We start from the raw sequence: 21,628 nt of genomic DNA on the forward strand, positions 1-21,628 counted from the left end.
AGTCGTGGCGCGTCAGTGGAGAAGTTCTAGTTGGGCGAGGGTTGTTGGGGTGGGGGTGGTCAAGCGGTAGTGCTGGTATTCGCCGGGGGTCTTGATGGTGAAGGGGCGGGTTTGGCGGGGCCAGCGGAAGGTTTGGTTGGTGCGTTCGTCGAGGACGGTCCAGGTGGTGCCGTCGGTGGACGCCTCCAGTTGCCACGTGCTGGGGGCGACTGCCGAGCCCGACGTCAGGGTGTAGAGGGTCGGGGTTGCTGGGGCGGGCAGGGACCAGACGGCTCGCTCGACCGTGGTTTCGGTGGTGGAGGTGTCGTCGAAGAGGGGTTTGGTCGGGTCGACCGGGATCAGGTCGACGAGGGGCTTGGCGACGGCGTCGTCGGGCGTGAGCGCCGGTGGGAGTTGCAGGGTCGCCCAGTCGGACGGTTCGGCGCCGAGGGTGAAGTGGAGTTGGTCGGCGGCGGTCAGGTCCGCGTGGGTGATTGATGCTACGGACAACTGTTTGCCGTCTACCTGGAGCTCTTGTACATAAGGATGTTCGGGGTTGGTCGCAGTGATCGTCAGGGGCTTCCCACCGAGCGGCTCGAGTGTGACGCGGGGAAACAGCGGCGAGCCGATCGCGTACTCGGGGGCGCCGACCCGGAGCGGGTAGAGGCCCAGCGCCGCGAACAGGTACCACGCGGACATCTCGCCGTTGTCCTCGTCGCCCGGGTACCCCTGCCCGATCTGCTCACCGACGTACAGGCGGTCGAGGACCTCGCGGGCCATCGCCTGGGTCTTGGCAGGCGTACCGGTGTAGTTGTACATCCAGGCGATGTGGTGCGCGGGCTGGTTCGAGAAGCCGAACTGGCCCATCCGGACGGCCTGGGCCTCGAGCATCTCGTGGATGACGATCGAGTACGTGCCCTTCTTCACCGCGAGTTCGGGGGTCGCGAAGAACGCGTCGAGTTTCGCCTCGAGACCGCGAGGTCCGCCGTACAGGTTGGCCAGGCCGCGCGGGTCGTGGGCGACGTGGAACGCGAAGTTCCACCCGTCGGTCTCGGTGAAGTCGCCGCCCCACTCCTCGGGGTCGAAGTCAGCGGCAGCCTTGGCGAACGACCCGTCCGGACGACGACCCTGGAAGAAGTTGATGTCGTTGTCGAACAGCAGCACGTAGTTCAGCGACCTGCGCCGCAGGTACTCCGCTTCCTCCAGCAGCTGATCACGACGCTCGGGATAGACGTCGGCCAGGCGAGTGGCCATCTCCGCCAGCGCGAAGTCGTTCAGGTACGCCTCGAGCGACCACGACACGCTCTCCTCGGTATCGGTGCTCACGTACCCGGCGAAGAACCCGGTCTCGACGCCCTTCCGCCCGACCTCGGTCGCCTCCGGCGCGACGGTCGCGTTCCGCAGCCCGGCGTCGTACGTCGCCAACGGGTCGGGCAACGCCACGCCCTTGAGGTACGCGTCCGCGAACGATACGTCCGAGCTCGTCCCGGTCATGCAGTCCGCGTACCCGGGCGAGGACCAGCGCGCGATCCAGCCGCCGTCGCGATACTGCTGCACGAACCCGTCGACCAGTTCCGCGGTCAGTGCCGGGTAGAAGAAGGCGTACGCCGGCCACGCGGTCCGGTACGTGTCCCAGAACCCGCTGTTCACATACATCTTGCCGGGCTTCACGACCGCATTGGTCTCGCGCGCGGTCGGCGTACCGTTCGTCGGCAGGACCGGGCTGGCGTAGCGGTACTCCGGTGCGTCCGGCGTACCCGCGTTCTCGAAGTGTGAGTTCGGGTAGAGGTTGAGCCGGTACAGGTTGCCGTATACGGTCCGCAGCTGCGGCGGCGTCGCGCCCTCCGGCCGGATGACCTGCAGGCGCTCGTTCCACACCGCGTTGGCGGCGGCCTGGATCTCCTCGAAGGACCGCCCTTCGAGCTCGAGCTCCAGGTTGTGGCGGGCCTGGTCGACGCCGATGAACGAGGTCGCGATCCGCAGCGTCACTTCAGGTACGTCGAACGTCGCGGCGCGGGCGTTGTCGCGACCACCGTGCGCTTCGCCGAATGCGGTGGGGGCCGTGGAGAACTCGCCGTAGCAGTACATGCGCGTGCGGCCGGTTTCCGAGCCGTTCTCGACCCAGCCGGTGACCGCGTTCCCGTCGTACTCGAAGGCGCCGTTCTCGTCGATCGTGTCGAAGATCAGGTGCCGTCCGGGCGCGTCCTTGGGGAACGTGAAGCGGAAGATCGCGCCGTGGTCGGTCGGGGTGAGCTCCGCGCGGACACCGTTCGCAAGGTCGACCGCGTACAGGTCGGGGCGGGCGGTCTCGTCGTCGTGGCTGAACGCGGCGGCGCGCTCGGCGGGATCGCCCAGCGGCTCGGAGGCGGCGACCGGCATGATCGTCAGCTGATCGCGGTCGCCCATCCATGGGCTCGGCTGGTGGGAGAACGTGAGGCCCTGCAGCTCGGGGCGGTTGTCCGCGTTGTTGGCGCGGTGGTACTCGTACGGCCAACGGTGCGTCGAGGCGTTCGTGACCGGCGTGAGGAAGTTGAACCCGTTGGGCCAGGCGGTGATCGGCAGCGTGTTGCCTCGGGAGAAGTCGTGACTGGCGTTGGTACCGCGGCGTGTGTCGACGTACGCCGCCAGGTCCGACCCATCCGGCTCCGCCGGCGCCGGACCGATCTCGACGTCGTCGATCCAACCCGCAAACTCGTGGCCCACCTCGGGCGCATCCACGACGAGCACGATCTGCGCGACCGTCTTCCCCGCGGCCGCGGTCAGATCGATCTGTACGTCGTTCCACTGGTCGGCGTACAGGATCTTCGCGGCCCCCTGCCCCGCGGCGTCAGCAGCCTTCCCGTACTGATCCCGCGCCCCGTCCAGCCGCGTCCCGTCCGCAAACACCACCTCGACGGCCACGTACGTCGCCGAGTAGCTCAGCTCCGCGTCAAGCTCCGGATAGACCTTGTACCGCAACTGATCCCCCGCCGAGACCAATCCCCCGGCGCCCAGCAGCTCAACCTCCTGCCGTCCACCACTGGTCCCGGAGTACCGCGTCCCGTCCACCGCACTGAACCCCGCCCGCGAGCTCGTCGGTCCACCCGGCCCACCACCTGCCTCGATGATCACGCAGCAATCCTACGAACCGCCACCTCCCGTGATTTCAGGGCGGGCCGAACCGCCACGCAGGCATTAGTGCCCAAAACGACCGCAACACCCCCGAAAAGCCGACTTGTGCCTGCACGCAGGTACAAGTCGGCGTCGGGGTCAGTGCGGCGGGTCGGGCGGGGTGTTGCCGTCGAGGACCCAGCTCACGTAGTCGCGGGCGATCTGCTGGTCGGGTCGCAGGTGCAGGCCGACGGACAGGGCTCGGCTGTTGTCGAGTTGGAAGGTGCCGTCGTTGGTGCCGTTGTGAGGTAGGTGGAAGCGGTCTTCGGGCGGGAACCAGTTGATGGGGTGGGGGTTGGGTACGGCGGTGCGCCAGGCGTCGGCCAGTTGGGACATCGTGTGGGTGGGGCCAACTGCGTTGAACGGGCCGGGGATGTGGTTGGCCGTGAGGTGGAGGAGGAAGGCGGCGAGGTCGCGGGCGTCGATGTACTGGATGGGCTGGTCGGGGCGGGCGGCGCACTCCATCGGGAGGTTGTGGGCCAGGGCCCAGCCCCAGTTGCCGAAGTCGGGGTTGTAGGGGCCGACGACGAAGCCGGAGCGTACGGCGGCGGTGCGGTCACCGAAGGTGGCGGTGAGCAACGATTCGTTGCGGACCTTCGACGGTCCGTAGAGGTCCATCGTGAAGTGGTCCTCGGGGGCATCAGCCGGCCAGGGCAGCAGCGGCGCGGACTCCGTCATACCGGGCGTGGTCTTGCTCGCGTACACGGCGATCGAGGACATGTACGTGTAGTGACCGCAGCGGTCGCGGAGTACGGACGCACTGAGCGAGACGTCCCGGACCAGGAAGCCGGACATGTCGATCACGCCGTCCCATTCGCCGGCGGCGAGGGCGTCGGGCGCGGCGCGGTCGCCGACGATCCGGCGTACGGACGGGAAGAGCCCTGGATTCGTCTGCCCGCGGTTGAACAGCGTCACCTCATGACCGTCCGCCAGCGCCGCCTCGACGACGTGCCGCCCGAGGTTCTTGGTGCCACCGAGCACGAGCAGCCTCATGCCAGCGCTCCGACGACATCCTCAAGTTCGCTCAGCAGCCCGTCGATCCAGCCCGCGGACTCAGGGATCGTCCGCAGTCCTTCCTCGACGATGAATCGCAGCGCCACCAGGTAGAAACAGCCACCACCGACGAGCATCTGCCGCTCGACCAGCGCCGGATTCCCGCCGGCCGCCTCGAGGTAGTGGGCAACGATCGGCGCGCGGTCGTGGCCGAGGGCAACGGCATCGCGAACCAGGGTGTAGAGATCGCTCAGATGCGGCGCCGTATAGGCCCCGGGCCAGTCGATCGCCGTCCACCGCGTTCCGTCGGTGACCAGGTTCTTCGGCACGTAGTCGCCGTGCACGACCGCCGTCGGTGCGTCCCGATGAAGCCCGGCCAGCGCCTCGGTGAGCGGCCCGAGGTCGAACCCGATCCGTCCGATCCGGTCCGCCAGCTCCTTGACCCGCTCCGGCGGGAACTCGCTCGGCCCGTCCACCGGCCGTTCCCGGATCGTCGCGAGCAACTCCGCGGCCGCGAGGAACCCTCCGGCAGTCGGCTCCTGCTCCAAGGTCACCCGCCCGACGTCAGCCAGCACCAGCACTCCAGCCTCGGCCGATCGATACCGATGGATCAATGAAGGTGCCGGCAGCTCCAGCGGTACGACGAACCGCTCGTACGCCGCTGCCTCGTCGGCCTGCCCGTCGGTGCCCCGCTTGACGATCACGCTGTTCAGCCCGAACGACAACCGCCACACCTCGGAGGATCCCCACCGCCGAAGCAACTCCCCGTGCAACTCCGCGACGGCAGGCGCCTTGGTGACTTCCAGAACCGGATCGGACACGACATCGAGCCAGGCGGGAAGCATCCGAAAAGTAGACCATGGTCCGGCCAGCCCGCGCCGCCGAATTAGGGTGGGGGCCATGACCGAGAACGCCACGCACGCCTGGGGCTTCGGCCTCGCCACCGTTACGACCGCTGGGGACGTCCTGGATGTCTGGTACCCGGCGCCCGAGCTCGGCACGCAGCCGGACGACTCGAAGGCCCCGGCCGAGCTGGTCGCGGCTGAGGGCAACGATGCGCTCCGGCAGGTACGGCGTGAGGTCGTGGCGACCGAGATCGCGCTGGACGCGGCCCCGAGCGGTACGGCGGATGCGTACCTCCGGCTGCACCTCCTGAGCCACCGTCTGGTCCGCCCGCACGGCGTGAACCTGGACGGCATCTTCGGCGCCCTCCCGAACAACGCATGGACCTCGCACGGCCCGGTCCCGGTCGAGGAGATCGAGAGCGTGCGGCTCCGGGCGCGCGCGGCGGGTCAGCACCTGAGCGTGACGAGCGTGGACAAGTTCCCGCGGATGACGGACTACGTCGTACCGTCCGGGGTCCGGATCGGCGACGCGGACCGCGTCCGTCTGGGCGCGCATCTCGCGGAAGGTACGACGGTCATGCACGAAGGGTTCGTGAACTTCAACGCCGGCACGCTCGGGACGTCGATGGTCGAGGGACGGATCGTCGCCGGCGTCGTGGTCGACGACGGCAGCGACATCGGCGCGGGCGCGTCGATCATGGGCACGCTGTCCGGCGGCGGCAAGCAGGTCGTCTCGATCGGCAAGCGCTGCCTGCTCGGCGCGAATGGCGGCACCGGGATCTCGCTCGGCGACGACTGCGTGGTCGAGGCGGGGCTGTACGTGACCGCCGGCACCAAGGTCACCCTCCCGGACGGCAGCGTGGTCAAGGCCCGCGACCTGTCCGGACAGCCCGGACTGCTCTTCCTCCGCAACTCGGTCACCGGCGCGGTGGAGGCCCGCCCGCGCAAGGGCGAAGGCATCACGCTCAACGAGGCACTGCACGCCAACGCCTGATCGTCCGAAAGGATGACTTTGCGAACCGACGTGAGGCTCGGCACGTCAACCTGTTCGTGAGGCAGGAACCTGTCGCCCGCCCTCAGACGTTGGGAGCGGTATGCCGATAAAGCGTGGTGCCCTCGTGGCCGTGGGGGGCATCGGCGTGCTCAGCCTGGCGGTCGGGGTCGGCATCGCCTGGCTCGGCGGGAAGCACGTCGGGAACCTCCTGCCGCCGACCGAGCAATGTACGGCGTCGGTCGGCGGGCAGATGGTCGTGCTCGACCTCGAGCAGGCCGAGTCGGCGGCGATCATCGCGGGCGTCGCCGTACGGCGGGGTCTGCCGGCCCGCGCGGCGACGATCGCGCTCGCCACGGCGTACCAGGAATCCGGCCTGCGGAACCTGGCGCACGGTGACCGGGACTCGCTCGGACTGTTCCAGCAGCGGCCATCACAGGGCTGGGGTACGGCGGCTCAGGTGCGGGACCCGCACTACGCGGCCGGGAAGTTCTATGACGCGCTCGTGAAGATCAAGAACTACCAGAAGCTCGCGATCACGGTCGCGGCCGACAGGGTGCAGCGCAGCGCGTTCCCGAACGCGTACGCCGACCACGAGGCGGACGCCCGCGTGCTGGCGTCGGCGCTGACTGGGCAGTCGCAGAGCGTCTTCAGCTGCACCGTGAACACCGACCCCGTGCAGCAGGAGGCGATGGGCAGCAACGGGCTGACGCCGCGCGCGGACGCCGTACGGAAGGACCTGATCCGGACGTTCGGGAAGGTCTCGACCGGCGGGTACGCCGTGGGCGGGGTGAACTCCGGGCACATGGAGGGGTCGGCGCACTACGACGGGCGGGCGGTCGACGTGTTCGTCCGGCCGATCTCGACGGCCAACACCACGAAGGGCTGGGCGATGGCGCAGTACCTGGTCGCCCGGGCGGACCTGCTGAAGATCAAGACGGTCATCTTCAGCGACAAGATCTGGACCGCCGGCGGCCGGTCGGACTCGGGCTGGCGGGACTACACCCCGCCCGAACGGTCCGGAGACCCCAAGATCCTCCGCCACCTCGACCACGTCCACGTGGACGTCCTCGACCAGTAAATGACAATGGGACGCCACTCAGGGCGTCCCATTGTGATCGTCTAGTTACTCGTCGTGTTCCTGCGGCGGGAGTGCCGCGATGAACGGGTGGTCCTTGTCGATCTTGCCGAGCTTGGACGCACCGCCCGGCGAGCCGAGGTCGTTGAAGAAGTCGACGTTCGCGGTGTAGTAGTCCTTCCACTGCTCCGGGGTGTCGTCCTCGTAATAGATCGCCTCTACCGGGCAGACCGGCTCGCAGGCTCCGCAGTCGACGCATTCGTCGGGGTGGATGTACAGCATCCGGTTGCCCTCGTAGATGCAGTCGACGGGGCACTCCTCGACACAGGCGAGGTCCTTCAGGTCAACACACGGCTGCGCGATGACGTAGGTCACTGCTACTCCTCCTATGGCAGGCAAGCGCAGCGGGGATTCCGGGGTGCTGCGATGCGGTGGTGCTCGGTGTCTCTAGTATCACGGTAGTCCTAAGACCACTCTGCCAGGAGTCCGGATCGTGTCAGGCTTGGGTGCCCGTGATATCGGCCACCGTGTCGTCGTCCGCCACCGGATTCCGGGCGGTCTGACCGACATCATCGGCGTTCTGCAGTCCTGGGCCCCTGAGGGTCTTGTCGTGCGCCACGCTGACTCCAGTCTGCACCCAATACGTGTCGGTGACGTGACGGCGGCGAAAACGATCCCCGAGATGCCGCTCCGCCCGGTGGACGTCGACCAGCTCTTCCTCACCACCGCGCTGGGCCGCCCGGCCGTCGAGACGGCGTACGTCGGCCACTGGTTGCTGCGGGCATCGTCCGGCTGGACGGGCCGCGGCAACTCGCTCCTGCCCGCGGGCGACCCGGGGATGCCAGTTGGGGACGCGCTCCAGCAGGCGATCGCGTTCTACGACCAGCACGGTCTTCCCGCACAGGCTCTGGTCCGCGTCGGCAGCCCGTACGACGAGGAGATTCGCGCCTGCGGCTGGGTCGACGCCCGCCCGGAGCAGTCCGACGTACTCGTCATGCACACCACGCTGGACCACGTGAACGGCCTGGCTGAGTACGACGTACAGCTGGCCGAGGCGCCGAACGACGCGTGGTACGGAACTGCCTTCGACGGTCCGGTGCCGGATGTCGCACCGAAAGTCCTCGAAGGCGCCCCGAAGACGGCGTTTGCGTCGATCGTGCTGGACGACGCCGTGGTCGCGGTGGGGCGTGGGTCCATGACTGGCCACTGGCTCGGTGTGGACGCGATCCGCGTGGCGGACGGCTACCGCCGCCGGGGACTCGGTACGGCGATCTTGCAGGGGCTGGCGCGCTGGGCGGGACCGCACGGCGGCCGCCGTACCTATCTGGAGGTGCTCGTCGAGAACACCGCCGCAATGGCGGCGTACACCCGTCTCGGCTACCGCGAGGCCTATCGCTACCGCTACCTGACCAGTCGGTGAGCCGCACGCGCGCCGATGAGCGTCAGCACGATGAATCCCGCTAGTACAAACCCCAACGCACGACTGGGGTCGTCAGCCAGCGCAGCGTAGGTAGAACCGGCTATCGCGACACCCAACGCTCCAGCCAGCTGCACGTTCGTGGCGAGGACTCCGGACAGGTCAGCGACGTACTGCGACGACATGCTGGACGTGACGGCGCCGATGAGGGTGTTGGAGGTGATTCCGAGCCCCAGCCCGCCGATGCCGAGTAGCGCGAACAGGAGCGGCCCAGCGCTGCCGCCAAGCAGCAGGTACAGCAGTACAGACAGGTACCCGACCGCCAGGACCAGGCAGCCGATGAGAGGCATCCACCGCACTCCCCGTCGCAGTCGGGGCAGGATCGGTCCGGCCAGACCGAACGTGGCGACCCAAATGACCATCGCGAAGCCGGAGTACGCCGGGCCCTTGTGCAGACCGCCCTGGAGGTAGAGGGCGAGCACGAAGAGTAGGGCGAAGTACGTGCCCGAAGTACAGCCGTGGGCGAGGAGACCGGCGCGGACAGACGGATTGCGGAGGACCGGACGTGCGATCAGCGGGCGACCACCCCGGCCGGCTGCGCGACGTTCGCCGTACTCGAAGAGGGCCAGTGCTGGGACGCTGAGCAGGAGGCACAGCCAGGACCAGGTCGGCCAGCCGCGTTCGGAGCCGAGCAGGAGCGGGACGATGACGAGCAGAACCGTTGTGGACAAGGCGATTACGCCGCCAAGGTCCAGGCGATCGCGACGTCCGGGCGGGTCGGCGGGCAGCAGGCGACGGCCGGCCATGACGAGGACGATGCCGATCGGCACGTTGACGAGGAAGATCGGGCGCCAGCCGGTGCCGAAGAGATCTGCGGCGATGAGGACGCCGCCGAGCAGTTGGCCGGCCACCGCGCCGCCGGACAGCGCGATCGAGAAGTAGCCGAGCGCCTTGAGACGGTCGCGACCCTCGAAGTGCATCTGGATGCCGCTGAGTACTTGAGGGACCATCAGCGCAGCGCCGGCGCCCTGGATGAAGCGGGCCACGACCAAGGTGGCGGTTCCGGGGGCGAGGCCACAGGCGAGAGAGGCCGCGGTGAAGACGGTCAGGCCGAGCAGAAACGTCCGCCGGTATCCGAACGAGGAGCCGAGGCGGGCGCCGGTGATCAGCAGTACGGCGAACGCGACGACATACCCGGACACGACCAGGCCGACGGCGCCCTCGGAGGCGTGCAGATCGGCACCGATCGACGGACCCGCGATGTTGGCGACCGCGGTATCGATATTGGCCATGAACTGACCGGTGAGCAGGACGGCCAGGATCGCGCCGCGATGGTCGGTTCTTGTCTGCGGGGTGAGCACGCCAGTGGAACGGTGTGAGGTGGCCGAGATGTGAGGGCGTTAGGCTCGGGCGGCATGGCGGATCATGTGGTCGAGCGGCCGGAGTACGCGGGGGACTTCGAGGGCACGGTGCGGGTGGAGTACACGCCGCACCCGGACGACGGGGTCGCGGATCCCGGCGAGATCGTCTGGACCTGGGTGCCGTTCGAGGAGGATTTCAGCCGCGGTAAGGACCGCCCGGTGCTGGTCGTCGGCTGGGACGAGCCGTTCCTGCTGGCGCTGATCCTCACCAGCAAGGACCACGACCGCGACGCCGCCGACGAGGCGCGCTGGGGGCGGGTCTGGCTGGACATCGGCAGCGGGTCCTGGGACAAGGACGCCCGGCCCAGCGAGGTTCGCCTGGACCGCGTCCTCCGCATCGACCCGCACCAGGTCCGCCGCGAGGGCGCCGTGATCGAGGAAGCGATCTTCGATCAGGTGGCAGCCGGCCTGCACAACCTCAACCGCGGCTGAAGGATCAGCTCGGCGGACGGGTCGTCGTGATGACGCCCGGCTTCCGGCCGGGTGGGGTGGTGATCCCGCCCGGCGGCGGCGTCACGGTGGTACCCGGCTTCGGTCCGCAGCGGATGTCGTCGGCCGCGTTGTACTTCGTGGTGAACGACTCGGTCTTCTGCCGTACGCCGTTCTTCGCGAAGTACCGGTAGACGGTGATGTCGAAGCCCGGGGTCGGCGCCTGCGGCTCGCACTTCGCGGCCGTGTTGTAGACGATGCCCGGCTGGCGGACGTTCGTCTTCGCCGACTGCCCGGCGGTGATGTCCACGAACTTGGTGCCCCAGATGATCACCCGGATGCTGCCCTTGCTGCCCGGGGTCGACGGCTTGAAGATCGTCTGCACCAGCAGGCCGTGCCCGGAGTCGTTCAGGAACTTGAGGTCGACCGACCCCCAGGCAACGGTCGCCTCCCGCCCGACCGGGTAGCGGCTGATGTAGACGCTGTGCGCCTTGTGCTCGACGATCTTCAGCCCGGCGAAGAACGCCGCGTTGAAGGTGGTGGTCGCCGACTGCGAGACGCCGCCGCCGAAGTCCTTCTCGAACTTGCCGCCGCTGATGATGTACCCCTCGGCGAACCCGTTCTCCTTGGTCCGCTCACCGACGATCTTGTTCAGGCTGAACTCTTCGTTCGGCTTCAGCAGCGTGCCGTTGATCTTGGCCGCCGCCGTCCCGATGTTGGTGTTGCGGTACGGCGCGTGCGGGAACTCGGTCTTGAAGTCGCCGATGTTCTGCGTGATCCCGAGCGCGGTCGCCTGCGCGGTGGTGAACTTCGCCGGGGTCGGCGTCAGCGGTACGGCGGCCCGCCGCTCACCGGTCGGCTTCGGCAGGATCGCCAGGATCGCCGCACCGACCTTCGCCCGGTCGACGACCATGCCGTTGACCGCCGGGACCACCTTCGGGCCGGCGCCGACGATCTGCACCGTCGCGTCCTTCGGCAGCGTCTCCAGCGACTTGAACCGCTGCAGGAACAGCGGCTCCAGCGCCTTGGTGTTCAGCGCCGGGATGACCTTGCCCTCCTGCACGCTGACCGCCAGCGCCGGTGCGAGCTCGGCCGGCTCCAGCTCGACCGACTTCGTTCCAACCGTCAGCCGGATCGGACCCGACATCGCGGGCTGGGCGAACTCCGTCAGCGCCTTGTCGATCGCCTCGGTCGCGGCCTGCGGCTTGGTCACGCCGGCCGGCAGCTCCTTCGGGGTCCCGTCCGACGGGTACGCCGCGTACACCGCGTCGACCGCCTTCGCGGTGTCCAGCTGCAGGCCGTCGGCCGGGTCGTGCTTCACCGGCTGCGTGCCCTTGAAGGTGATCGTGCCCTCGGTCGCCTTGCGGTTCACCTGGCCGGCCAGCTTGTCGACGGCGGTCTTCAGCTTCGCGTCGTCCTTGGTGACGACCGGCTTGACCGCGTCCCCGCCGGTCAGCGCGTGCCAGATCCGGCCGGGGGCCAGGCTGCGGCCCGCGCCCGCGGAGGCGACGGTCTTGTCCACGTCCACCGAGAGGCCTGCGTCGGCCGGCAGCACCTGGAACTTGGAGTCGCCCGCCTTCAGCGCGATCGGCGCGGCCACGCGGTCCTTGAGGCCCGCGGTCAGCTTGGTCTTCGCGGCGTCCTCGGACAGGCCGCCGATCGGGATGCCGAGCACGGTCGTGTCCGTCGGGATCTTGGCTCCGGCGAACGCGAACGCCGCGCCGTACCCCACGACGACAACACCGAGCCCCGCGGCGGCGATGATCCCCGCGAGCTGCTTTCTCCCCACCGGACAGAGTCCTCCCGCTCGAGCGCTTGGTCAGGGCACAAGCGCACATCTTACGGGACAGGACAGGCCTCACCGACCGTCGGGGCTGCCCCGTCATGCCCCGGCAGTAACGATCAGTTTCCGGGCAGTTCCCGGTAGTGACTGGAATGGTAGATCAATGCGCTCGGGTCGTTCGGATCGCCCGTCCCGAGGCTGAGCACCTCGCCCACCACGATCGTGTGGTCTCCCCCGTCGTACGTCGCCCAGGTCCGGCACTCGAGCCACGACAGGGCGCCGTCGACGGTCGGGCAGCCGGTTTTCGGGCCGGCCGTCGTACCGATGCCGTCGAACTGGCTGTACAGGTCCCGCCCGGACCGCGCGAACCGCTCCGCGATCGCCCGCTGCGCGCCGGACAGCACCGACACGGCCCAGTAGCCGCAGTCCAGTACGGCGGAGTGCATCCGGACGCCCTTGTCGACGCAGACCAGCACCAGCGGCGGATCGAGCGAGACCGACGTGAACGCGTTCGCGGTCATCGCGTGCGCGACGCCGTCCTGCAGCGTGCTCATGATCGTGATCCCCGACGCGAACTGGCCGAGCGCAGCGCGGAACTCCGCAGGTGGGACGCTCCCACTCGACTCGGTTGAGGACACCTCAGCAGGTTATGCCCGCTGACAGGTTGATGCCTCAACCGAGCGTGTGGGAACGGTCACCTCACACGTTGCCCAGCTGATTCGTCTAGAGGCCCGCGAACAGGTCGTGCTCCAAGCCGTCCGGGCCGGGGGCAGGAGTGCCCTTGACCAGGCGATACGGCTCGGAGGCCCAGATCTGGTTGCCGTTGTTGTTGGACAGCGCGAAGAACGGTCCGTCGACGGTGATCTGGGTGGCGTGCGCCTTCATCGCGTTCATCTTCCGGTCGATGAACCCCTCACCGTCGATCACGCAGTCGATCAGCCGGTCGGGCGTGATCATCGGCGGCATCGGGCCGTCCGGGTCCATCCCCTCGAAGGTGGTGGTGTCACCGGAGTCGCGGAGCGCCCGGAGCTGCTCGCGCATCCGGGACTCGGCCATCGCGGTCCAGTAGATCTTCGGGATGTCCCAGGCCGGGCCGAGGTCCTCCCGGTACGACCGGGCGGCGGCCAGCGCAGCGGCGTACGTCGCGACGCGGTGTGCCTTGATGTGATCGGGGTGCCCGTAGTTGCCCCACTCGTCGTAGGTCACCAGGACCTGCGGGCGGAGCTCCCGGATCACCGGGACCAGGTCGTTCGCCGCGACGACCAGGTCGGCCTGCCAGAAGCTGTCCTTACGGGTCTGCGGCGGGACGTCCGCGTTGCCCTCGTCGTTGTAGATCATCCCGGTGTCGCGGTACTTGCCCGCGCCGCCGAGGAACCGGTGATCGGTGACACCGAGCTCGGCCATCGCGTTCGCGAGCTCACCGATCCGGTGCTCGCCGAGGCCGTCGTCCTGGTCGGCGGCCAGATGGGACAGCTCGGGGACAAGGACCTCGCCCTCCTCACCGAGGGTGCAGGTGATCAGGGTGACGTGGGCGCCCTCGGCGACGTAGCGCGCCATCGTCACACCGTTGTTGATGGTTTCGTCGTCCGGGTGGGCGTGCACCAGCAGCAGCCGGCGCTCAGCAAGCTCAACCATGCCGAAAGCCTACGTCGGCCCGCCGACAGTTCGTCTGGCAGTTCTCCCGGCAGCGGGTCAGCCGAAGCGGCGGACCAGCAGGCAGCCGGCCTGGAACCGTGACCTGGCGCCGAGACCGGCGATCAGCGCACTGATCTCGGAGCGCACGGTCCGCAGCGACAGTCCGAGGTCGCGCGCGATCGCGGCGTCCTTCGCACCGGTCGACATCATCCGGCCGATCGTCACCTGGCGGCTGGTCAGCTCCCTGACCGCGGCGGGAGTCCGCCGGTGCGATCCGAGCTCGTAGACCTCACAGACGACCTCTGGCGCGCCATCTTGGTCCTGAATGGCCTCGAGCCGCACCGCCTCAACTGCCGGATACACCGACATGCGCACTCCTCCCCAAGAGTTCAGGAAAGGATTCTCGTCCCCGGGTCGGACCACGTGCCAGGTACAACCCGTACAAACCACCCATACAGTTGCTGTGCGTGAACAGCGAGAAGGGCGGCGCCGTCAGGCACCGCCCTTCTCAGAAGTGTGCTGCGATCAGCTCACTTTCTTCACACCGATCTGGGTCAGGTCGGGGAACCCACCGGTGTTCGGGTCGCCCACCACGTTGTCGAGGTTCGAGCCCACGACGTACACGTTGAGGTCCTGAACGGTCGGCACCAGCGGCGCCGTCTTCATGATCTCGACGTACAGGTCGGACAGACCGGACTCGATCTTCGTCTTGTCGGTCTCCTTCGACAGCTCGGCCATCTTGTCCCAGCCGGCCTGGCTGCGTGCGTAGTTGTTCTGCGCGGCCTTGTTCGGCGCGGTCGTGTCCGGACCGAACACGGACGGCACGATCGTCGTCAGGCTCGCCCAGTCGTAGCACCAGCCGGCGGTGATCAGGTCGGTCGCCGCGGAGTCCTGCTGCTGCGTCGAGTAGTAGTTGTCACCTGGGATCTTCTGGATCTCGACGTTGACCCCGATCGCCTTCCAGGACGCCTGAGCAGCCTCGGCTGCCTTGACGGCCAGACCGGAGTCCGCCGTACCCAGGACGAGCTTCTCGCCCTTGTAGCCGGCCTCGGTCAGCAGCTGCTTGGCCTTCGCCGGGTCGCCCTGATCCGGAACCTTGAAGGTCTCGTCCTTCTTGTAGCCCTCCATGTCCTGCGGAATGATCGAGTCGACCACCTTGGCAAGACGCTCGCCACCACGGCCGTCGCGGTAGCTCGCCCGGTCCAGACCGTAGTACAGCGCCTCGCGCATCTTCTGGTTCTTCAGCAGCGGGTTCTTCTGCTGGTTGAACGCGATGTACCGGCGGCAGATGTCGGTGGACTCGACCACGCGGTCCTTCACGCTCGCCTGGTTCGTCTTGGCGATGTTCTCCGGCTGCACACCGGTGAAGCTCAGCGAGCTCTGGTCGGCCGCGCCGTTCGCGATCAGCCGCTGGTCGACCGTCGCCTCGGCGTCACCGAACTTGAAGATGAACTTGTCCGGCCGGGCGTCACGCAGCGGGTCGGTCTTCTGGTCCCAGTTGGTGTTGCGGACCAGCACCAGTTGCTTCTTCCGGGTGTACGACTCGATCTTGTACGGGCCGCTCGCCACCGGGTGGTTGTCGTACTGCGTCTTGGTGTCCTTCGCCTTCGGAACCGGCGAGAAGACCTTCATGCTCGCCGTACCGTCGAACGAGGCGACCGGGCGATTCAGCTTGAAGACGATCGTCTTCTCGTCCGGGACCTCGATCGCGGTGCAGCCCTTGCCACCGTTGTTGTCCGCGACGTACGGGCCCTTGTAGCCCTTGCAGTCGAGGTACTCGTGCGCGTACGGCGCACCCTCGGCCATGTCCGCGGCGAACGAGCGCTCGGCGTTGTACTTGATGTCGGCGGCGACGATCGGCGTGCCGTCCTCGTACTTCAGCCCGTCCTTCAGCTTGAAGGTCCAGGTCTTGAAGTCCGGGCTGGACTCGTAGCTCTCCGCGAGGTCCTTCTCCAGGACGATCTTCTTCGCCTTGGCGTCATAGCGGTAGTCCGTCAGCGAACGGGTGATCAGCTTGCCGATCATTCCGGAGTCGGTGACGAAGTTCCGCGCCGGGTCGAGGTGCTCGACGTCGGTGACGGAGTAGACGGTGACGGTGCCCCCCTTGGCACCGGCCGAAGCCTGCCCGCTCGGCGTATCGCTGTTTCCCCCGCCGCAGGCAACCGCGGTCAGGCTCAGTCCGAACCCCACGGCGATTGCCACTCCGGTTCGTTTGAGGTGATCCATGGCCAGTGTTTCCTTCCTTGTGTTGACACTTGTCGCCGGGTCGCGGCGGCTTTGAAGAAAGTGATCTACGTCATTTGGCGGTCATCAACTCACGTGTTCACAAACTGCGCAATGCGCTTTTGGCCGCTTGACCGGATCGTGATCCCTTCAATGCCGTCGGTACACCAGACCAACGCTCTGTGTAGTCGTCAGACCACGTCCCGTTCCTCAGGGAAGTGGCAGGCCGATAGATGGCCCGGGGCCCCGATCTGCAGCAGCGGCGGCTCCTCCGCAGCGCAGATCTCCTGTGCCTTCCAGCACCTGGTCCGGAAGCGGCACCCCGAGGGCGGGTTCAATGGGCTCGGCACGTCGCCCGTCAGCCGGATGCGCTCGCGCGCTTCCTCGGCGTCAGGGTCGGCCTCCGGCACCGCGGACAGCAGCGCGTGCGTGTACGGGTGCCGGGCGTGGTTGTAGAGCTCGTCGCGGTCGGCCGTCTCGACCACCTTGCCGAGGTACATCACCGCGACCCGGTCGGAGATGTGCCGGATCACCGACAGGTCGTGCGCGATGAACAGGTAGGCGAGCCCGAACTCCTCCTGCAGGTCCTCGAGCAGGTTCACGATCTGCGCCTGGATCGACACGTCGAGTGCCGACACCGGCTCGTCGCAGACGATCAGCTTCGGCCGCAGCGCCAACGCTCGGGCGACCCCGATCCGCTGCCGCTGGCCGCCGGAGAACTCGTGCGGATACCGGTTGTAGTGCTCGGGATTCAGCCCGACCCGTTCCATCAGGGTCTGGACCGACTTCTTCGTCCCGCTCTCGCTCTTCACCTTCTGGATCTCGAACGGCGCCGCGATGATGGTGCCGACCGTCTGCCGTGGATTCAGCGACGAGAACGGATCCTGGAAGATCATCTGGATCTCCCGCCGGAACGGACGCATCCGGGCGCGGCTCAGATGGCTGATATCCGAACCCATGAACGAGATCGAGCCCGCTGTCGGCTCGTCCAGCCGCGTCACCAGCCGGCCGGTGGTGGTCTTCCCGCAGCCGGACTCACCGACCACGCCGAGCGTCTCGCCGGCGTGCAGGGTGAGGTCGATGCCGTCGACCGCCTTCACCGCACCGGTCTGCCGCTGAAAGATGATCCCCTGCGTCACCGGGAAATAGCGTTGGAGCCCTCGGGTCTCGAGCAGCAGTTCGCCGCCCGCGGCCTGCTTGCCGGTCGTCTGCTCGGCAGATGTCGTCGTACTCACCAGCGTTCCCCCGCCATCAGAGGCTCGGCTTGATCTGCTCGGTGAACAGCTGCCTGCGCTTCTCGGACTGTATGTGGCACCGCACCATGTGCTTCTCCTGACCGATCTGCAGCAGCTCAGGCAGTTCGGTGGCGCAGTTCGCCCCCTCGACGTGTTCCTGGTAGTCGCAACGCGGCTGGAACGGACATCCCTTGGGCAGGTTGATCAGCGACGGCGGCGTACCCCGGATCGACTTGAGCCGCCCGTCACCGGAGCGGTTCACCCGCGGGATCGAGCCGAGCAGACCCCACGTGTACGGCATCTCGGGCCGGTAGAAGATGTCCCGGACGTTGCCTGCCTCGACCACGCGGCCGCCGTACATCACAACCACGTTCTCGGTCATCTTGGCGACCACACCGAGGTCGTGGGTGATCAGGATGATCGCGGAGTTGAACTCCTTCTGCAGGTCCTTCATCAGGTCCAGGATCTGGGCCTGGACGGTGACGTCGAGCGCGGTGGTCGGCTCGTCGGCGATCAGCAGCGCGGGGTCGCACATCAGCGCCATCGCGATCATCGCGCGCTGCCGCATACCGCCGGAGAACTGGTGCGGGTAGTCGAAGAACCGCTTGTCGGGCGACGGGATGCCGACCCGGTCGAGCAGCTCGATCGCGCGCTTCTTGGCGACCGCCTTCGGCGCGTCGTTGTGCACCAGGAAGGCCTCGGTGAGCTGGTCACCGACGCGGAAGAACGGGTGCATCGCCGACAGCGGGTCCTGGAAGATCATCGCGACCTGCTGGCCGCGCAGTGCCCGCATCTCGGGCACGGACATCGCCACCAGCTCGGCGCCGTCCAGCCAGATCTCGCCGGCCACCTTCGCCTTGCTGCCCTTGTGCAGGCCCATGATGGCCAGGCTGGACACGCTCTTCCCGGAGCCGGACTCGCCGACGATGCCGAGCGTCTTGCCGCGCTCGAGGGTGAAGTTCAGGCCGTTGACGGCCTTCACCAGCCCGTCGTCGGTCGGGAAGTGCACCTGCAGGTCCTTGACCTCCAGGAACGGCTTTCCGGCGCGGGTGTCCGCCGGCGGCGCACTGGTCACGGATTCGGTCATCTCACCTCACCTCAAGCCAGCCGCACGCGCGGGTCGATGACGGCGTACAGGACGTCGACGACGATGTTCGCGAGCACCACGAAGATCGCCGCGAACAGCACCACGCCCATGATCGCGGGCAGGTCGTTGCTGAGCACGGAGTCGATGGAGAACTTGCCGAGGCCGGTGATGCTGAAGATCTGTTCGGTGATCACCGCGCCGCCGAGCAGGCCGCCGACATCCAGGCCGAAGATGGTCACGATCGGGGTCAGCGCGGACCTCAGCCCGTGCTTGAAGACCACGGTCCGTTCGTCCAGGCCCTTGGCCCGGGCCGTTCGGATGTAGTCCTCGTTCATGGTGTCGATCATGTTGGCCCTGGTGATCCGGGTGTAGAGCGCCGCGAACACCAGCGCGAGCGTGATCCAGGGCAGGATGTAGAACTGCAGCCACTTCACCGGACCGACCGAGAACAAGGCTGCGTTCGCCGTGTCGGGGAACGGGATCCACTTCAGTTTGACGATGAACAGGAACAGCAGCAGATAGCCGAACACGATCGTCGGGAAGGACACCCCGAACAGAGCCAGGCCGACGCTCAGCTTGTCGACGAACTTGCCCTTGCGGAGCGCGGCTATCAGGCCGAGCAGTACGCCGGACAACAGCCAGAGGACCGCGGCCCCGAGGGCCAGCCACAGTGTCGACGGGAACGCGTCCTTGATCGAGTTCCAGACCGGGATGCCGTTCTGGTACGACTCACCGAAGCACGGCCACGGGCAGTTGCGTTCGTTGCCCTCGGAGCCGATCGTCCGCCCGCCCGGGCTCACCAGGCCCTGCATGTAGTGGCCGTACTGCACGACCAGAGGCTTGTCGAAGCCGTACGTCGCGTTGACCTGTGCGACCGTCTCCGCGTTGCAGTTCTTGCCGCAGATGAGCAACGCGGGGTTCGCCGGCGTGGCCCAGAAGAGGAAGAACGTGATCGCGCTGATCACGATCAGGACGAACACCGCCTGGATCAGGCGGCGGATGAGATAGCGGCCCACCGGGTCAGCTCCTTCCGGCGCGTGGATCGAGGGCGTCCCGGACCGAGTCGCCGAGCAGGTTGAACGCAAGCACGGTGATGAACAGCGCCATCCCCGGGAAGAACAGGTACAACGGGTTGCTCTCGATCCAGGCCGACGCGTCGGAGATCATCCGGCCCCACGAGGCAGTCGGCTCCTTGATGCCGACGCCCAGGAAGGACAGCGCCGCCTCGGCGGTGATGTTGGTCGGGAGCAGCAGCGTCGTGTACACCAGCAGCGTCGGCAGCAGGTTCGGCAGGATCTGCCGGAAGAGCACGTAGTTCGGGCCGGCGCCGAGCGACCTGGCCGCCTCGACGAACTCGCGCTCACGCAGCGAAAGCGTTTGACCACGGACGATCCGGGCCAGGTAGGCCCAGCCGAAGAAGCCGAGCACGAACATCAGCACGCCCATTCGCAGCGTGTTGTTGTCGGGGATGCCGAACAGGTCCTGGGCGCGCGAGGCGACCACCGGTGTCAGCGCCATCACGAACAGCAGCGACGGGAAGCTCAGCATGATGTCCATGAGCCGGCTGAGCAGCGTGTCGACCCAGCCGCCGAAGTACCCGGACACCATCCCGATCACGGTGCCGAGCACGACCGCGATGACAGTGCCGCCGAGCGCCACCAGCAGCGAGACCCGGGTGCCGTAGACCAGCCGCGAGAAGATGTCGCGGCCGTTCTGCGGCTCGATGCCGAGCCAGTGCTCGGAACTCGTGCCGCTGCCCCACAGCCCGCCGATCGGGATGCCGCCGTCGCGCGTGTTCAGCAACGGGTCCCCGTTCGCGTTGAGTTTGTTGAACTGATCGGGCGGGAACCCGTTCAGCTTCACGATCAGCGGCGCGAGCAGCGCCACCGCGATGATCAGCAGGATCACGATCGCGCTGATGATCGCGATCTTGTCCTTCCGCAGCCGTGCCCACGCGATCTCGCCCGGCGAGCGGCCCTCGATCTCCTTCGCTTCGGCAGTCTCGACCAGAGCATCTGTCGGCAGCCCCTCATCGGGAGACTGCGTCTCCGATACCCCCAGCGTCATCGCCCGTCACCCGTCCTTCATGGTGATGCACCCCGCACCTTTTGACCCGAGCTCGCCGGGTTGCCGGGAACCCTACGTATCTCGCAGTGTGGACGCCATGGGAAGCCGACGCTAGTCACCGAATCGTGACCGGTGTGACTTCCGCCACTACCGGTCGGTTCGGAGCGCCCGGACGAACGGCCGATCGGGTACCAGCCAGTCACTCTCGTCGAGGTCGTCCGGCGCGAACCACCGGAGCTCCGAGTGCTCACGCAGTACCGGATCACCCGCGACGATCACCGCCCGGTAGACGTGCAGCCGGTACGCCTCCGAGATGTCCACGCCGGGCCCCAGCGACTCGCCGACCTTGATCTCCAGATCGAGCTCCTCGCGGAGCTCCCGGACCGCGGCCTGCTCGTCGGTCTCCCCCGGCTCGACCTTGCCGCCCGGGAACTCCCAGCCACCGTCCGGCCCCGGCCGGTACGCCGCCAGCACCAAGCCGTCCCGTACCACCGCAACACCCACCACGATCTGCACGTCGCGACTCTGCCAGAAACTGTCCGCCGCGTCCGCCATGATGCCGGTATGCCGTTGCAGAACAGGGTTCTGCCCACCCAGGAGATCGTCGCCGACCCCGGCCGCGGTCTGCTGATGGGCAATCGCGGCAGCCTGCACGGCCCCGACCGGCGCCTCGGCACGACCCGCTGGCGCTCGAAGGCGTGGATCTGCTGTGTCCTCGACTGGAAAGGGATCCGCCGCGATCCGATGCCGCCGGGCCGCTGGACCGCGCTGTTCTTCTTCGACGAAGCGGTCGCGCTCGCCGCCGGCCATCGGCCCTGTCATTACTGCCGGCGCAGGGATTTCCTGCTGTACGCCGGTGCGTGGGCGAGCGGCCGCGGCCTGTCCGAACGCCCCCGGGCCGCCGAGCTGGACGCCGTACTGCACCATGAGCGGGTCGAATCGCGCACCCGGCGGCAACGAACGACCGTCCAGGACTTCTTCGGACTACCGGACGGCGCCATGGTGCGGTTTGACGGCAGACCCGCGCTGGTGCTCGATCAGCAGGTGCTGCCGTGGTCGTGGGAGGGGTACGGCGAAGGGCTGCGGCCACCTGGTCTGCGCGAGGTCGAAGTTCTCACGCCGCCCGCGAATCTCGTTGTCCTACAAGCCGGATTCGCCCCATTACTCCACCCGTCGGCGCACTCGCAACTGAGGTAAGCCTAACTGGAAACACGCCGTACCGAGGGGTCTTCCGTTGGGCGCTCGGCAGGGGCAAAGTGTGCCCATACTGACAGCTACATAACCATCACTGGAGT

21 protein-coding genes are annotated in these 21,628 nt (G+C 67.6%); 5 read left to right on the forward strand and 16 right to left on the reverse strand.

From position 1 onward, the window contains the following. Positions 1-12: 12 nt before the first annotated feature. From EV649_RS14990 to EV649_RS15000, 3 genes are all read right to left on the reverse strand, one after another. The gene (locus EV649_RS14990; RefSeq protein ID WP_130384055.1) at positions 13-3,090 is read right to left on the reverse strand and encodes a GH92 family glycosyl hydrolase; all 3,078 of its coding nucleotides are present in this window, start codon (positions 3,088-3,090) and stop codon (positions 13-15) included. A gap of 138 nt (positions 3,091-3,228) precedes the next feature. Continuing rightward, positions 3,229-4,122: an NAD-dependent dehydratase gene (locus tag EV649_RS14995; protein ID WP_130384056.1), complete on the reverse strand. Its 894-nt coding sequence runs from the start codon at positions 4,120-4,122 to the stop codon at positions 3,229-3,231. Beyond that, entirely contained in the window at positions 4,119-4,967 is an 849-nt protein-coding gene (locus EV649_RS15000; RefSeq protein ID WP_130384057.1) for a phosphotransferase, read from the reverse strand. The genes EV649_RS14995 and EV649_RS15000 overlap by 4 nt, the downstream gene beginning before the upstream one ends. A 55-nt stretch (positions 4,968-5,022) precedes the next feature. On the opposite strand from EV649_RS15000, the gene dapD reads away from it, so the two are divergent. Beyond that, a complete protein-coding gene (dapD, locus tag EV649_RS15005) occupies positions 5,023-5,961 on the forward strand; it encodes a 2,3,4,5-tetrahydropyridine-2,6-dicarboxylate N-succinyltransferase (RefSeq protein WP_130384058.1) in 939 nt (312 codons plus the stop codon). A 100-nt stretch (positions 5,962-6,061) separates the two neighbouring features. Continuing rightward, a complete protein-coding gene (locus EV649_RS15010; protein WP_130384059.1) occupies positions 6,062-7,039 on the forward strand; it encodes a hypothetical protein in 978 nt (325 codons plus the stop codon). A gap of 45 nt (positions 7,040-7,084) precedes the next feature. Here EV649_RS15010 and fdxA read toward each other — a convergent pair whose 3' ends face one another. Next, positions 7,085-7,411: a ferredoxin gene (gene fdxA / locus EV649_RS15015; protein ID WP_012923087.1), complete on the reverse strand. Its 327-nt coding sequence runs from the start codon at positions 7,409-7,411 to the stop codon at positions 7,085-7,087. 121 nt (positions 7,412-7,532) lie between these two features. After that, positions 7,533-7,655, reverse strand: a complete 123-nt coding sequence (locus tag EV649_RS42020) for a hypothetical protein (RefSeq protein ID WP_277875660.1) — start codon at positions 7,653-7,655, stop codon at positions 7,533-7,535. Positions 7,656-7,691: 36 nt separating this feature from the next. On the opposite strand from EV649_RS42020, the gene EV649_RS15020 reads away from it, so the two are divergent. Next, positions 7,692-8,456, forward strand: coding sequence for a GNAT family N-acetyltransferase (locus tag EV649_RS15020; RefSeq protein WP_241998223.1), 765 nt, complete (start codon positions 7,692-7,694; stop codon positions 8,454-8,456). On the opposite strand, the gene EV649_RS15025 is transcribed toward EV649_RS15020, so the two are convergent. Beyond that, on the reverse strand, positions 8,438-9,814 hold the full coding sequence (locus tag EV649_RS15025) for an MFS transporter (RefSeq protein WP_241998225.1): 1,377 nt from the start codon (positions 9,812-9,814) through the stop codon (positions 8,438-8,440). The two genes, EV649_RS15020 and EV649_RS15025, sit on opposite strands and share 19 nt — an antisense overlap. Before the next feature lie 54 nt (positions 9,815-9,868). Here EV649_RS15025 and EV649_RS15030 point away from each other — a divergent pair, with 54 nt between their 5' ends. Continuing rightward, positions 9,869-10,306, forward strand: a complete 438-nt coding sequence (locus EV649_RS15030; RefSeq protein WP_130384061.1) for a type II toxin-antitoxin system PemK/MazF family toxin — start codon at positions 9,869-9,871, stop codon at positions 10,304-10,306. Between the two features lie 4 nt (positions 10,307-10,310). Here the strand turns inward: EV649_RS15030 and EV649_RS15035 are convergent, their stop codons facing one another. The 10 genes from EV649_RS15035 to EV649_RS15080 all read right to left on the reverse strand — a co-directional run bounded on the left by EV649_RS15035 (position 10,311) and on the right by EV649_RS15080 (position 20,888). Next, on the reverse strand, positions 10,311-12,092 hold the full coding sequence (locus tag EV649_RS15035; RefSeq protein ID WP_130384062.1) for a VanW family protein: 1,782 nt from the start codon (positions 12,090-12,092) through the stop codon (positions 10,311-10,313). 113 nt (positions 12,093-12,205) lie between these two features. Further along, the gene (locus tag EV649_RS15040) at positions 12,206-12,724 is read right to left on the reverse strand and encodes a flavin reductase family protein (RefSeq protein WP_130384063.1); all 519 of its coding nucleotides are present in this window, start codon (positions 12,722-12,724) and stop codon (positions 12,206-12,208) included. An 85-nt stretch (positions 12,725-12,809) separates the two neighbouring features. Beyond that, entirely contained in the window at positions 12,810-13,721 is a 912-nt protein-coding gene (gene mshB, locus EV649_RS15045; protein WP_130384064.1) for an N-acetyl-1-D-myo-inositol-2-amino-2-deoxy-alpha-D-glucopyranoside deacetylase, read from the reverse strand. 57 nt (positions 13,722-13,778) lie between these two features. Further along, positions 13,779-14,090: a LuxR C-terminal-related transcriptional regulator gene (locus tag EV649_RS15050; protein WP_130384065.1), complete on the reverse strand. Its 312-nt coding sequence runs from the start codon at positions 14,088-14,090 to the stop codon at positions 13,779-13,781. 156 nt (positions 14,091-14,246) lie between these two features. Next, a complete protein-coding gene (locus EV649_RS15055; protein ID WP_157996242.1) occupies positions 14,247-15,923 on the reverse strand; it encodes an ABC transporter substrate-binding protein in 1,677 nt (558 codons plus the stop codon). A 212-nt stretch (positions 15,924-16,135) separates the two neighbouring features. Then, positions 16,136-17,179, reverse strand: coding sequence for a dipeptide ABC transporter ATP-binding protein (locus EV649_RS15060; RefSeq protein WP_130384067.1), 1,044 nt, complete (start codon positions 17,177-17,179; stop codon positions 16,136-16,138). A gap of 16 nt (positions 17,180-17,195) precedes the next feature. Further along, positions 17,196-18,266, reverse strand: a complete 1,071-nt coding sequence (locus tag EV649_RS15065; RefSeq protein ID WP_130384068.1) for an ABC transporter ATP-binding protein — start codon at positions 18,264-18,266, stop codon at positions 17,196-17,198. 11 nt (positions 18,267-18,277) lie between these two features. After that, entirely contained in the window at positions 18,278-19,282 is a 1,005-nt protein-coding gene (locus EV649_RS15070; RefSeq protein WP_130384069.1) for an ABC transporter permease, read from the reverse strand. A 4-nt stretch (positions 19,283-19,286) separates the two neighbouring features. After that, on the reverse strand, positions 19,287-20,333 hold the full coding sequence (locus EV649_RS15075; protein WP_130384070.1) for an ABC transporter permease: 1,047 nt from the start codon (positions 20,331-20,333) through the stop codon (positions 19,287-19,289). 147 nt (positions 20,334-20,480) lie between these two features. After that, entirely contained in the window at positions 20,481-20,888 is a 408-nt protein-coding gene (locus tag EV649_RS15080) for a (deoxy)nucleoside triphosphate pyrophosphohydrolase (RefSeq protein WP_130384071.1), read from the reverse strand. A 9-nt stretch (positions 20,889-20,897) separates the two neighbouring features. Here EV649_RS15080 and EV649_RS15085 point away from each other — a divergent pair, with 9 nt between their 5' ends. Further along, positions 20,898-21,530 carry a hypothetical protein gene (locus EV649_RS15085; protein ID WP_130384072.1) on the forward strand — a complete coding sequence of 211 codons (633 nt, stop codon included), beginning with the start codon at positions 20,898-20,900 and terminating at the stop codon, positions 21,528-21,530. Positions 21,531-21,628 lie beyond the last annotated feature (98 nt).

The organism is Kribbella sp. VKM Ac-2569 (assembly GCF_004216905.1).
Taxonomy (GTDB): Bacteria; Actinomycetota; Actinomycetes; order Propionibacteriales; family Kribbellaceae; genus Kribbella.

Excerpts from the sequence above, each read along its gene's own strand:
- EV649_RS14995 (WP_130384056.1), bottom strand. The coding sequence starts at position 4,122 with ATGAGGCTGCTCGTGCTCGGTGGCACCAAGAACCTCGGGCGGCACGTC.
- EV649_RS15000 (WP_130384057.1), bottom strand. The coding sequence starts at position 4,967 with ATGCTTCCCGCCTGGCTCGATGTCGTGTCCGATCCGGTTCTGGAAGTC.
- dapD (WP_130384058.1), top strand. The coding sequence starts at position 5,023 with ATGACCGAGAACGCCACGCACGCCTGGGGCTTCGGCCTCGCCACCGTT.
- EV649_RS15010 (WP_130384059.1), top strand. The coding sequence starts at position 6,062 with ATGCCGATAAAGCGTGGTGCCCTCGTGGCCGTGGGGGGCATCGGCGTG.
- EV649_RS15030 (WP_130384061.1), top strand. The coding sequence starts at position 9,869 with ATGGCGGATCATGTGGTCGAGCGGCCGGAGTACGCGGGGGACTTCGAG.
- mshB (WP_130384064.1), bottom strand. The coding sequence starts at position 13,721 with ATGGTTGAGCTTGCTGAGCGCCGGCTGCTGCTGGTGCACGCCCACCCG.
- EV649_RS15050 (WP_130384065.1), bottom strand. The coding sequence starts at position 14,090 with ATGTCGGTGTATCCGGCAGTTGAGGCGGTGCGGCTCGAGGCCATTCAG.
- EV649_RS15065 (WP_130384068.1), bottom strand. The coding sequence starts at position 18,266 with ATGACCGAATCCGTGACCAGTGCGCCGCCGGCGGACACCCGCGCCGGA.
- EV649_RS15075 (WP_130384070.1), bottom strand. The coding sequence starts at position 20,333 with ATGACGCTGGGGGTATCGGAGACGCAGTCTCCCGATGAGGGGCTGCCG.
- EV649_RS15080 (WP_130384071.1), bottom strand. The coding sequence starts at position 20,888 with ATGGCGGACGCGGCGGACAGTTTCTGGCAGAGTCGCGACGTGCAGATC.
- EV649_RS15085 (WP_130384072.1), top strand. The coding sequence starts at position 20,898 with ATGCCGTTGCAGAACAGGGTTCTGCCCACCCAGGAGATCGTCGCCGAC.